Below are 11,941 nucleotides of genomic sequence, written 5' to 3' on the forward strand. Positions count from 1 at the left end.
TTTGGGTGAGATGTGTGTAGTTCATTATGCAATTTCGACTGGCCGGTCAAAAAGGCACAAATGCTATCGCATCTTGCCCTCATTAACCGATACCGTTCATAAATTGCACTTCATCCTAGAATTCGCCCTCATTATTTAACGACCTACGGGATAAATAGACACCGCTTTCCATCCACGGAATTTCTGAAATCGTGTCGTAATGCAATTTACTGACCAAATCACTCACCCGGGGATCGTCTTTGATTTCTCCAAACAAAAACTTGTCGAAATCGCCGGCCACCCGGAATGAATCGAAATCAAAGTTGCACGGCTATATACTAAACGTACGAAAATACCGTTCTCGTCACGTCTTGTCGTTCGGATGGCAGGAATCATCAGGTCAGTCTGACCATTTTTAAACATCAATTCCTGTCTCGCTCTTGGGACAACGGAAAAAACAAATTCACAACCGTCTTTACTCGATATCCGTTTTAACACATCAGGATAGACACCAACAAGAACTTGATCTTTCAGCGCGACTTGAAAACCAGATAAAGAAAAGGCAACGTTAACCGAACGCGAACACCGCGCAACAACACCCTGCGCAAACAAAATATTTAGTCCGAAGAATAAAAAAAAGAAGTGAAATCGGCGAAATAGCATCTTCAGGGCTCGTGGTTGTCAACATAGACACTCTGTCAGAATAGATGAGGGATCAAGGTTCTACAACTAGAAACCCTCATTTGCTGATCGTTCTATGCAAACTACAATAAACCCGGATGGATCACGCCTGAGTAGTAAAAGTATGTGCGCTGACGAGAATCGACTGCTTTACCTCATTAGAAACAGTACTGACATTTTGTTACGATCATTCATACGTAATAAAGTGAAAATCAAATGTAGAATATTTGGCAGTATGCTGTTCTTCGTCGCTATACGCTGGTGTCAGAATATTCAACAGGAGTGAGACCAATGCTACATCGTGCCCATTTCGTCCGCATGGAGGACAGCACCCAGCAAGACTGGCAAATCATCGGTGGTGAATTCATGCAATTTACCAAAAAATTGCCTGACCGCATTATTAAACATTTGCAATTATTAGAAGGTGATTATGGCGGTTTTCCTATCGACCGCTATGCCCACTCATTACAAACAGCAACCCGTGCATTGCGGGATGGCAAGAGTGAAGAATATGTTTGTTGCGCGCTGCTACACGATATTGGCGATACTTTAGGCAGCTTCAATCATCCCGACATTGCCGCCGCGATTCTGAAACCCTTTGTCAGCGAAGAACACCTGTGGATGGTGCAACATCACGGCATTTTTCAGGGACATTATTTTTTCCATCACTTAGGAATGGATCGCGACATGCGAGAACAATTCCGCACGCATCCCCATTTTGAAAAAACAGCAGAATTCTGTGCACTCTACGACAACCCTTCCTTTGATCCACACGCAGAAACGTTTCCGATTATTGAATTCGAGCCGATGTTGAGACGCCTGTTTGCACAGCCTAAAAATACTATTTATCAGGCAGCACTGACTGACAAAAATTAAATATCTCGCGATTTCTTTCAATCTAAAAAGCAAAAACAATTGGAGACAAAATGCTTATCCCTTCACTAAAAAATCAAGTCAGCCCTGAAGAATGGCAATTAAGGGTGGATCTTGCTGCCTGCTACCGTTTGGTCGCCCTATATGGCTGGAGCGATCTGGTATTCACACACATCAGCGTGCGCATCCCCGGACCAGACCATCATTTTCTGATCAATCCTTATGGCTTGATGTTCGATGAAATTACTGCGTCATCCCTGATCAAAGTCGATCAGCAATGCAATAAAGTTATTGAGTCAGCATTCCCAGTGAATCCAGCTGGTTTTGTGATTCATAGCGCAGTCCATGCGGCGCGAGAGGACGTGCAATGCGTCATCCACACGCATACCCGCGCAGGTGTTGCTGTCAGTGCACAAAAATGTGGGATCCTGCCGATTTCGCAACAATCAACTTTTGTGCTGGCATCTTTGGCCTATCATGATTATGAGGGTGTCGCATTTCGAGATGATGAAAAACCACGTCTGCAAGCAGATATGGGCAAAGCAAATTTCATGATGCTGCGTAATCATGGTTTATTAACTGCAGGAAAATCTATTGCAGATGCCTTTTTATCGATGTACACCTTTGAATCCGCTTGTCAGATTCAATTATCAGCGCAAGCCGGAGGTGAATTGGTGCAAGTACATCCCGAGATCGTCAAAGGCGTCGCCGAAGCTATGCGGGTCCAAACTGGCGGCCTTGGCGGCGCGTTTGTCTGGCCTTCGCTCATTCGGAAACTCAACCGTATCGATGAAAGCTATGCATCATGATAGAACGGCACAAAGTCATTATCATTACTGGCGCATCAGATGGGATAGGCGCGGAGATAGCGCGCCAATTAGCACAAAAATATGGTGTCAAATTAGGGCTAGTGTTGGCAGCACGAAATCAGGATGCACTCTTGGAAGTATCTGCAGAATGCAAAGCATTTGGCAGTGCCTGCCTGGTCGTCAAGACGGATGTTGGTTCAGAAGCAGAATGTCGTCGGCTAATACGTGCGACGATAGAAAACTTCGGCAGTATAGACGGTTTGATTAACAATGCCGGAAAATCTGCGCAGGCATTGTTTAGCGATGTTGAGAACCTTGGCTGGTATCAAGAACTGATGCGGATTAATTTCTGGGGCAGTGTCTGGTGCACGCACGCAGCACTGCCATTTTTAAAGCAAACGCGCGGCAATATTGTTGCCGTATCTTCACTCGCGGGCTTAGTAGGAGTGCCAGGCCGTACCGCTTACAGCGCCAGCAAATTTGCCATGAATGGCTTTTTTGAAAGCCTGCGCAGCGAGATCAGTGAAACCGGTGTACACATTACCCTCGCCTACCCCGGCGTGGTTGCCACCCGTATCCGTTACCACGGTTACAACGCAGCCGGAAATCCTGCCGGTAGCAGTGGCTTAAAAGAAGACAATGCAATGGCCGTCGCCGAATGTGCACGCTTGATTATTGAAGGCATGGAGAAAAACAAACGCGAGGTCGTCATGACTGGCAAAGGAAAATTAGCGCGCTGGTTGAAACTCATCGTACCTGGTCTGGTTGAAAAGCTGGCAATGACGGCATTAAAAAAAGAAGTTCGCCCACATTGATACCTGACATCGTGAGCGACAATTGTCACGTCGAAAAATACCATTGAAAAAAGAAGAAACTTAGCAAGCCCACGGCAATGGTCAACAATTGTCGTCGGCTGATCAGGCAAATAAGCACTGCAATTAACGACGCTAACAATTGTGGGTTGCGCAAATTCAGCTCTAAATCTTTCCCATGTGGTGACAAAATCATTGGTGTAATAATCGCCGTCAACACCGTCACGGGCACAAAACTCAATGCCAAATTCAACCATGCAGGAAATACCAGCCTATCGCCTAAGATAAAAAAAATCGCTTTGATCAATACGGTGATGATCGCCATGCCCAGTATCAGCAAAGTGAAATTCATGCTGCCTCCTTCCCGATTGCTGAAGAACGTGACAGCACTACCCCGACCATCACCCCAACAAAAACTGCACTGAGCAAACCCAATTTATACGGCAGATTTTGCAAAAGATATGCAAAGCTACCCGCTGCGATCGCAGCAGCAAAATACGGTAAGCGATTTAACTGCGGTACGATGATCGCAATAAACGTCGCCACCATCGCATAATCGAGCCCCATGTTTTGCAGACCAGGAAACAAGGTACCAAACAACAAACCAACCAGCGTCCACAACTGCCAATTGCTATACATCGCCAACCCTGATCCAAGAAAATACCAATGCGCGTAACGACGCTCATCGACGGTCAAAGCTTGTTGATGATGTCCGGCAACCACTGCGAAGGTTTCATCAGTCAATAAAAAACCAAGTAACCAGCGCCAACGTGCTGACAAATGGGCGACGTGCGGCAGCAAGGTTGCCGCGTACAGCATATGCCTGAGATTGACGATAAACGTTGTCAGCCAGATTACCAACATACCAGCATGGCTGGCAATGAGTCCGGTGGCAATGAACTGACTCGATCCCGCATACACTGATAAGGACATCAATTGCCCATGCCAAGGCATCATAGGGCTGGCAGAAACCAAGGTGCCAAAAATCATGCCGAACGGCGCAGCGCCCAACAACATGGGAATCGTATCTCGTGCACCACGCGCGAAATTGGCTCGTTTAAAATTGCTCACTGGCAACGGCACTTTATCATTACTCATGTGGTCTCCTTTTGCAAAGAGTATACATGACGTTGCTAATAGTTTAAGCATACTCAAAGGTGAAATTATTTTACGACGCAAGTAAGCGCGCGCTCCTAAAACGACCTTCAATGTAGTATTTTAAGGCTTCATATCTAAGCTCAGGTCACCATTAAATAGTCACAGGAAGATACATCCATGTTATTTGCCGTCATATTCACCGATCAACCAGGAAAAGCCCATGTGCGCTTAGAGAATTTGAGTGCACATATTGAGTGGCTGGAAATGAACAAGCACATCATCCCTATCGGTGGATCATTACGTGAAGAATTAGGACAAGTACCAAAAGGTGGACTCTGGATCGCGGAGGCGGATTCAAAAAATCAACTTGAAGAGCTATTGAAGACCGATCCTTTTTATATTGGTGGTTTGCGACAAAGTTACGACATCCTGCATTGGTCAAAAGCGAATGAAGATCGCAAGGTGATGTTATAACGCATGCGGAGTGAATGGCAGGTGCAACCCGCCAATGTCAATCGGACTTTCAACTCATAGCTAATGATGCCCGCGTTTTCAGATAGATATTGCAACATCAATACATTGAACTAACACAAGCTCTTTACCAAAAATTCGGGTGTCGGTAACGGGTCGAGTATACTGTCGGCTCTATTATGCAATTTGAAGAGATCAACATGTCCAGCTTACCTGCGTGCCCACAATGCGGCATGGAAAACACCTACCCTGATGCCGACAATTACGTCTGCGCCGATTGTGGTCACGAATGGCCGCAAGTCGCCGCTGCCAGCGCGGATGATAATGACGAACGCATCGTTAAAGATTCAAACGGCAATGTATTAGCTGATGGCGATGCGGTAGTGTTAATTAAGGACCTGAAAGTTAAAGGTTCATCAACGACCTTAAAGATGGGCACCAAAATCAAAAGTATACGCATTGTTGGTGGCGATCACGAGGTGGACTGCAAGATGGATGGCGGTAGTTTTATGCTCAAAGCTTGCTACCTTAAAAAGGTGTAAGAGCGAAGTTTGGTGTTGATCAGACTCTGATCTGATCAAAAAACCGGCGGAGTTATTTGCCTCGCCGGTTTTTATTTATGGAGATTCAAAAGTTGTTCTGCTTTCCAAATTTCTAATGCCAACGCAACTCTATGTGCGACAGCCGACCAGTCTTCATCAGGCATCTGTCGGAATAGGCGCATCACTTCGGGGTACCACGGGCTGTCAAGACGATATTTGAGCCAACGCCAATCGGTCCGGTATTGAGGCAACAAAACCCAGCATGGTTTAGCTAAGGCACCAGCCAGGTGGGCGACGGAAGTATCGACACTGATTACCAAATCCAGATGCGCAATCAAGGCGGCGGTATCCGAAAAATTTTGAATAACTGCGCCACCTGCTAGCGGCGCAGTACCGGTGTACTCGCGCACTTGCACTTCGCCAGCGCCTTTTTGCAGACTGACGAATTGTATGCCTGCCACCTCGAGTATCGGTCTTAAGGTTTCAAGCTGCGCAACTGAACGATCTTCATTGTTTTCAAATAAGGTATTTCCTTGCCAGACAATGCCAACTTTAAATTTGTCGTTTGAAAATAAGGTGTTCAATGCTGCCACCTTATCGGGATCAGCGCTCAGATAAGGTAATGACGCTGGTATCGTGTTGAGATGGGTACCACAAAAATAGGGCAAGCTGATGATGGGCGTCCAAAAATCCCAGCCTGATTTATCCACATTCAGTTCGTAAGAATAAACCTCATCAACATCATTTATACGGATAAGTAATTCGGTCAAGGCAGGATGGCAAATAATGCTGACCTTGCTGGCACCTCTCGCTTTCAATTCCGATGCGTAGCGACAAAACTGTATCATGTCGCCATAACCGCCTTCAAAACAAATCACGATAGACTTGCCTTGTAAAGATTCACCTTGCCAACGCGGAAAATCAAAATAGCTCGTAAAAAGATCTTGCCAATCGCGTGACTCAAGACAGAAAAAGCCTTCTTCATACCGACCTTGCCGCAATAAGATATAACTAAGATTAAATCTTGCTTTGCGATAGGTGCCATCAATTGACAATGCTTTCCTGTAGCATTCTTCCGCTTCTGACTCCCTATGGGTACAAGCCAGTAACACGCCATAGTTTGACCAGGTGGACGGCGTTTCTGGCGCAATTTGTAAGGCAGTTTGATAAATCAGTTCTGCGTCGGCAAAGCGCTTTTGCTTGACCAACATGACGCCGTAGTTCAGATAAATCTGAATTGTTTGTGGCAACAGCCTTAGTGCCTGGCGATAAAATTTTTCAGCCTCGATAAAATTGCTACGCTGCTCGTGCAGGTAAGCCAGATTCGCCATCACCTCACCGCATTGCGCATCGATCTTTAACGCTGCCAAAAAACATTGTTCTGCAGCGTCAAAGTCGCCCGAATTCATGAGTGCATTGCCTTCCAAAAACAGCTTTTCCAGATTGTCAGTCGTCATATTCTGTGTGCTCATTCAATGCGAAAACCAAGATGGATACCAATAAAGAAGCACTAAAATCGTAGCATGATTGTAAAGCTAATTTGCGGCATAATATTGACTGTCTTTTTTTATGTGGATACGAGCATGATGCACGATTTTTCTGACATATTCCATATTCAACAGTTATTGGCCAGATTTGCGAATTGCTTTGATCTTAAAGATTGGGCTGGTCTACAAAATTGCCTTTGCGACAGCATTTACACTGACTATTCCGATTTACGTGGCACGCCGCCAGAAATAATGAGCCCAGCAAAGTTCGCCGACATGCGTCGATCTGCGCTGCATGAATTACAAACCCATCATTTAGGTACGAATACGGAAATCGATGTGAACGGTGATGAAGCAAATGCCAAGGTATCGATGGTCATCTATAGAAAGAACGCTTCAGGCGAAACCTTGCATACACATTGTCTGTATCAGTTTGGTCTCAGTCGCCAAAGTGAAGGATGGCGCATCAGCCGTATTGTCCAAAAAGTGTTCTGGAGTGATGGAAATAAGACGATACACAGTGGTATCACGCATTCAGAATCAAAGCCTGCCGTTCAATAAACGTCACGTCGGTAACGATGACTTGCGATGAGTTGATCCAACTTTTCAGTACCAAGTATCTCTAGCAAGCTACTGTGAACCTCTTCTGCCATACCTTTTAAGCTACCGCAGACCAATATCACAGCATCTTGTTCTACCCAATTCCGTACGTTGGCAGCGCGTTCTTTCAGTGCATGTTGCACATAGTAGCGATCAGCCTGATCACGTGAAAAACACAGATTGAGTTCAGTAAGAATACCGCCGTTTTTCCAGTCCAGAATTTCTTCGCTAAAAAAGAAATCACGCTCTTGCTGACGTTCGCCAAAAAATAGCCAGTTGGCACCTATGCCTCTCGCCGCGCGTACTTTTAAATGCGCTCGCAAACCGGCGATACCAGTTCCGTTGCCGATCAAAATCAATGGACAATCATCTGCCGGTGCCTGGAAGTGCGGGTTGCTCCTGATACGTACTGCAATCGCCTGCCCTATCTGCGCATGGGCAGTCAGCCAACCAGATCCCAATCCCAGAGTGCCATCCGGCCTGCGCATCTGGCGCACCAGTAAATCAAGTTGCCCATCCTTCGGAATAGACGCAATTGAATATTCGCGGTGTGGCAAACGCACTTGCTGCTTGCCTGATACCTCTGCTTCAAAAACGTATTCGGGATCAATCTCAGCGATGTCCCCTGCTTGCCAATCTTGCGCGGACAAATCCGGTGGCGTTAAGCGAAGATGAAATACAGGCGCACCGAGACTGTCTGGATTGAGCAGATGCCGTTCGCTGAGCGTCCATGCTGTATAAATGGGCGGATTCCAGTCAGCGATTTCTGTATGATCGCTGAGTACACCGAGTTGGTGCTGCCAATGGCGCAATGCGGCTTCGTCGCCATTATCGACGTCGACCAGATCAAATAAAGCTCTAGCTTGATGGTGCTGCAGCCAATGTTCAAGCCGCAAACCAAATGCACAATAGTGCTGGTAATGACGATCACCAAGAGCCAATATCGCATAACGTAAATGCTGCAAATTGATTGCATCAGAGAGAATTTTTCTGGTGAATAAGTCGGCATTATCAGGTGCATCGCCCTCGCCCGTGGTGCTGACGATAAACAGTATGTTTTTTTGTGCTGTCAATTTGACGAGTGACAGTTGATTGAGCGTAAGCACCTCAACTGACATCCCGGCCTGTTGTAGATATTGCGCAGTTTTTTCAGCAAGTTGTGCCGCATAGCCAGTCTGACTCGCGTAGGTGATGCAATAATGTTTTTCCGGTTCGCTCTGATTGCTTTGCGAAGCAAATTGGCTACTTTGGTGTTGTCTGGCTTGGTGCTGCAAGAAACAGTAAAAACAAAAACATGCATAGGTCGCTGTAATGAATATCTGAGCTAGGCCTTCATGCTGAAGAAAAGCATACTTCAGACCTGATAAACTCATCACGCTGAGGACCAGTAAGACAACGCATGCAGTCAAAAAAATTCTTGGCAAAGGTGTCGCATTTCGAAAAAAAACATGCATATTTTATTCATCTCGCATGGCAACCATGACGGCACTCAATTTTTCAGAAATGGTATCGCCTTCCTGTTCATAAAATATTGCTGCAATCTGATGCTGATTCGCGTACACCAGTGCTGCGTCAGACCCCATTACAGTAAAGGCGGTTGCCAACGCATCAGCGACCATGCATTCACGGTGGAGTACCGACACAGAGAGCAGATGATTATCGACCGGGTAGCCAGTACGTGAATCTATCGTATGCGAATAACGTTTTCCTTCATGTTCAAAAAACTGTCGGTAATTTCCTGATGTAGCGATCGATAGGTCATGTAATGCCACCATATGTTCAGGTCGCCCGGTCAGCGATGCACTGTCAGGCCGTTCTATGCTAACCCACCACGGTGAGTGATCAGGTTTGATGCCGGCACCACGGAGCTCTCCACCGACTTCGATCAAATAGCCAGATACATTTTGCGCGTCCAAAAATCGTGCCAGCTGATCAACGGCATAGCCTTTGGCGATAGAAGAAAGATCCAGACTGATGCCGCCTGCTTGTAACAAGCGGCCTGTGATGGCTTCAAACTTTACATCACGCCAACCGCATCCCGACATTGCTTTGCTGATGCTATCGGCGTCTGGAAAGTCTTTACCTCGCGCTCGCGGCCCAAAGCCCCATAGGTCGACCAACTTACCTGCCGCAGGATCGTAAGCGCCAGTGGTTTGGCGCGCGAGATAAATGGCATAGTCGAGTACCTGACAAAATTCTGATGGCAGTTGATGCCAGGTTCCTGCAGCAGCATGATTAAATCTGCACAGATCAGAATTGACATCCCAAGTACTCATTTGTGAATCGATCTGATCTAATTTTTCTTGCAAACCTTGTTGCAGGAAAAGAGCTGACAGACTCGCATCACCTATGAGTTGCACGCTCCACGTCGTTCCCATGCTATCGCCATGCAAGTGCAGTGTTTGCAGATGCTTTGGCAAGTCGCGTGGCGTTGTCGGCTCGATGGGAATGTAAATGTGGCGCATGCTTGATAGTTAAGGTGAACAGTCTTATTGCGGTAAAACTTCCAGCGTGATGACGAAGCTAGCGATGCGTGAAGTGGCTGGCGGCGTTGCATTGTTGTTGTCTTTGACCTCCGCTTGCAGCCAATACAAGCCAGCGTTTTTCCAATTAACATTCACATTACCGTCCTTATCAGTGACGAGGCTCTGATTCTCTAATTGTTGACGATAACGCTTTCCACCAGGAATAATCTCCACTGGCACGTTCGCTGCCGGCTTGCCATCTAACAGCAATCGGAAATGGGCTGTTTCGCCTTCGACCAAATCATTCGGATGTGAAATGAAGGCGAGCTCTAATCCCTTGCCGTTGGCGTCCATCGCTTTGCCGCCGGGTTTGCCGTTGGTGACGATGGTTTCAACGCGGCTAATGCGCTCATTGATTTGCAGTTCAGTGGCAGTTGCCGGAATTTCTTTACTGATTGCTGAGGCTGCGCCACGCCAACGTTTTATTTCGCCCTGATCTTTATAGGTAGCAAAGAAACCTTGATTGAGGATGTCGACTTTATAGCTACCCACTTGTTTGAGTTGCAGCTCAAAACTATTGCGAAAGCGAGTACGGGTAATATTGTCAGGTGCTATCTGGCGACCATCAGGACCAATAATGCCCAGATTATCAAACTGCAAAGGTGCGTGATCAAATTCAAACACATTACTTGCAGCACCAGCGTCAACCAATACCCACGGGGCATCGCCCGAAACTACCGTCGATGAAGGCACCAGAAATGGATGATGTGCATGTGCCGTCAAGCTGGTACAAGCCAGCACACAAATAGTGATTGTCTGACGTATGAAGGAAGAGGAAGCAAATGACATAGCGGTGCCTTACTTGATATTGAGTGAAATCATGCCAAGCTCAGTCTTCCCTTGCGCCTGCAAGGTTTGCTCTTGTTTAGCTTGCCAATGGAAAGGAATTTTGACAACTTCGCGACCGCCATCTTCGCGCGCTGCTTCTATCAGCAATTGATAATCGCCAGCAGGCAAGTTAGCCAGCGCACCTTTGTCACCAGCAAAGCTGAGGCTATGTTCGCCTGTCGTACGGGTTGCACCACTGATACCGTCTACTGGCATCGTCAATTCGCGACCACTACGGCGCCACCATTGGCGCAAGTCTTTCAGATATTTGGTACCTTCGTTATTGCGTTTTTTGAGGTCATACCAAACCGCCAGATTGCCGGCAAAAGTCTGATCTGGCTTTTCTAACCAGATAGCAACGTAAGGTTTATGGTATTCAGCGACATTCAGACGCGGCACTTCAATTTTCAAACTCATGTCCGCTGCAACCGCATCAATAGCAGGTGCTGCCAGCAGAGTACCGATGGCGAACGGGAGGATTTTTTGCATGAAAAGTCCTTTAAAACGGAAAAAATTGCGAAATTAATGAATAAAAGTCAGTGCCAGCAACATAGGCAGCACCACGCCAAAAACGACGATGGGCCAGGTCGAAGGGCGGTTCTTTGCGTGCATCTTCAATAAAAAGAAACCCGTCATACAAAATATCAGACACAACACAGCAAAGGCATCGATCAGGTAATTCCATACCACACCAGTATTGCGGCCTTTGTGCAGATCATTGATGTACGCGATCCAACCGCGGTCTGTCAGTTCATATTCGAGCGCGCCGTCGCCAAGACCTATACGTAACCAGGCATCACCACCGGGGCGTGGCAGTGCGACATACACCTCTTCCGGTGTCCATTCTGGCACTTGCTGCTCGACGCGTATCGCAAGTTGCGATTTGAGCCAGTCACGTACGTTTTCAGGCAGCGTCTGACTATCGTCTCTCTGTGCTTGCTTTAATTGCTGCAAAACCGGAGCGGGTAGATGCACCGCTTTTTTTAAAATTCTCGGATGCGCTTGGATTTGTGCTGAATGATTCAGCGTGATGCCGCTCACCGCAAACAGCAGCATGGCCGTGAGACATAAAGCAGAACTGATCCAATGCCATTGATGTAAATGGCGTAACCAAAAAGCACGTCGCTGCTGATCAGAATGAGAAGGGGAAACTGGGAACGCCATTTTCTTTTAAATATTGTATGCAATTGAGAATAATAATGATTCTCAATTATAACCTGCGAAAGTCGCGACTTT

Annotated in this window: 15 protein-coding genes; 6 read left to right on the forward strand and 9 right to left on the reverse strand. The window is 46.7% G+C overall.

Annotation, left to right across the window (positions count from 1 at the left end):
- Nucleotides 1–222 precede the first annotated feature (222 nt).
- The gene (locus H8K32_RS09625; protein WP_186912286.1) at nt 223–642 is read right to left on the reverse strand and encodes a type 2 periplasmic-binding domain-containing protein; all 420 of its coding nucleotides are present in this window, start codon (nt 640–642) and stop codon (nt 223–225) included.
- 309 nt (nt 643–951) lie between these two features.
- Between H8K32_RS09625 and H8K32_RS09630 the strand changes: the two genes are divergently transcribed.
- From H8K32_RS09630 to H8K32_RS09640, 3 genes are read left to right on the forward strand one after another with little or no spacing between them, the layout of a single operon-like run.
- Complete coding sequence (locus H8K32_RS09630; protein WP_186912287.1) at nt 952–1,536, forward strand: HD domain-containing protein; 585 nt, start codon at nt 952–954, stop codon at nt 1,534–1,536.
- Between the two features lie 50 nt (nt 1,537–1,586).
- A complete protein-coding gene (locus H8K32_RS09635; protein WP_186912288.1) occupies nt 1,587–2,342 on the forward strand; it encodes a class II aldolase/adducin family protein in 756 nt (251 codons plus the stop codon).
- Entirely contained in the window at nt 2,339–3,157 is an 819-nt protein-coding gene (locus tag H8K32_RS09640; RefSeq protein WP_186912289.1) for an SDR family oxidoreductase, read from the forward strand. The genes H8K32_RS09635 and H8K32_RS09640 overlap by 4 nt, the downstream gene beginning before the upstream one ends.
- Nucleotides 3,158–3,182: 25 nt before the next feature.
- Here the strand turns inward: H8K32_RS09640 and H8K32_RS09645 are convergent, their stop codons facing one another.
- Together H8K32_RS09645 and H8K32_RS09650 are read right to left on the reverse strand one after the other, a co-directional pair.
- Nucleotides 3,183–3,506: an AzlD domain-containing protein gene (locus H8K32_RS09645; protein WP_186912290.1), complete on the reverse strand. Its 324-nt coding sequence runs from the start codon at nt 3,504–3,506 to the stop codon at nt 3,183–3,185.
- Entirely contained in the window at nt 3,503–4,252 is a 750-nt protein-coding gene (locus tag H8K32_RS09650) for an AzlC family ABC transporter permease (RefSeq protein WP_186912291.1), read from the reverse strand. Before H8K32_RS09650 ends, H8K32_RS09645 begins: the two co-directional genes overlap by 4 nt.
- A gap of 177 nt (nt 4,253–4,429) precedes the next feature.
- On the opposite strand from H8K32_RS09650, the gene H8K32_RS09655 reads away from it, so the two are divergent.
- Complete coding sequence (locus H8K32_RS09655; protein WP_186912292.1) at nt 4,430–4,726, forward strand: YciI family protein; 297 nt, start codon at nt 4,430–4,432, stop codon at nt 4,724–4,726.
- 197 nt (nt 4,727–4,923) lie between these two features.
- A complete protein-coding gene (locus H8K32_RS09660) occupies nt 4,924–5,265 on the forward strand; it encodes a zinc ribbon domain-containing protein YjdM (protein WP_186912293.1) in 342 nt (113 codons plus the stop codon).
- A gap of 71 nt (nt 5,266–5,336) precedes the next feature.
- Here the strand turns inward: H8K32_RS09660 and H8K32_RS09665 are convergent, their stop codons facing one another.
- Complete coding sequence (locus H8K32_RS09665) at nt 5,337–6,737, reverse strand: tetratricopeptide repeat protein (protein ID WP_222613074.1); 1,401 nt, start codon at nt 6,735–6,737, stop codon at nt 5,337–5,339.
- A gap of 111 nt (nt 6,738–6,848) precedes the next feature.
- Between H8K32_RS09665 and H8K32_RS09670 the strand changes: the two genes are divergently transcribed.
- A complete protein-coding gene (locus H8K32_RS09670) occupies nt 6,849–7,313 on the forward strand; it encodes a nuclear transport factor 2 family protein (protein ID WP_186912294.1) in 465 nt (154 codons plus the stop codon).
- On the opposite strand, the gene H8K32_RS09675 is transcribed toward H8K32_RS09670, so the two are convergent.
- From H8K32_RS09675 to H8K32_RS09695, 5 genes are read right to left on the reverse strand one after another with little or no spacing between them, the layout of a single operon-like run.
- Entirely contained in the window at nt 7,307–8,761 is a 1,455-nt protein-coding gene (locus H8K32_RS09675) for a sulfite reductase subunit alpha (protein ID WP_246447253.1), read from the reverse strand. The two genes, H8K32_RS09670 and H8K32_RS09675, sit on opposite strands and share 7 nt — an antisense overlap.
- Before the next feature lie 48 nt (nt 8,762–8,809).
- The gene (locus H8K32_RS09680; RefSeq protein WP_186912296.1) at nt 8,810–9,817 is read right to left on the reverse strand and encodes an FAD:protein FMN transferase; all 1,008 of its coding nucleotides are present in this window, start codon (nt 9,815–9,817) and stop codon (nt 8,810–8,812) included.
- 24 nt (nt 9,818–9,841) lie between these two features.
- Nucleotides 9,842–10,666, reverse strand: coding sequence for a DUF4198 domain-containing protein (locus H8K32_RS09685; protein WP_186912297.1), 825 nt, complete (start codon nt 10,664–10,666; stop codon nt 9,842–9,844).
- Between the two features lie 9 nt (nt 10,667–10,675).
- Nucleotides 10,676–11,194 carry a DUF2271 domain-containing protein gene (locus tag H8K32_RS09690; protein ID WP_186912298.1) on the reverse strand — a complete coding sequence of 173 codons (519 nt, stop codon included), beginning with the start codon at nt 11,192–11,194 and terminating at the stop codon, nt 10,676–10,678.
- A 33-nt stretch (nt 11,195–11,227) separates the two neighbouring features.
- On the reverse strand, nt 11,228–11,869 hold the full coding sequence (locus H8K32_RS09695) for a PepSY-associated TM helix domain-containing protein (protein WP_186912299.1): 642 nt from the start codon (nt 11,867–11,869) through the stop codon (nt 11,228–11,230).
- Nucleotides 11,870–11,941: the final 72 nt, after the last annotated feature.

It is taken from the genome of Cognatundibacterium jejuense, assembly GCF_014284255.1.
Lineage (GTDB): Bacteria > Pseudomonadota > Gammaproteobacteria > Burkholderiales > Burkholderiaceae_D > Undibacterium > Undibacterium jejuense.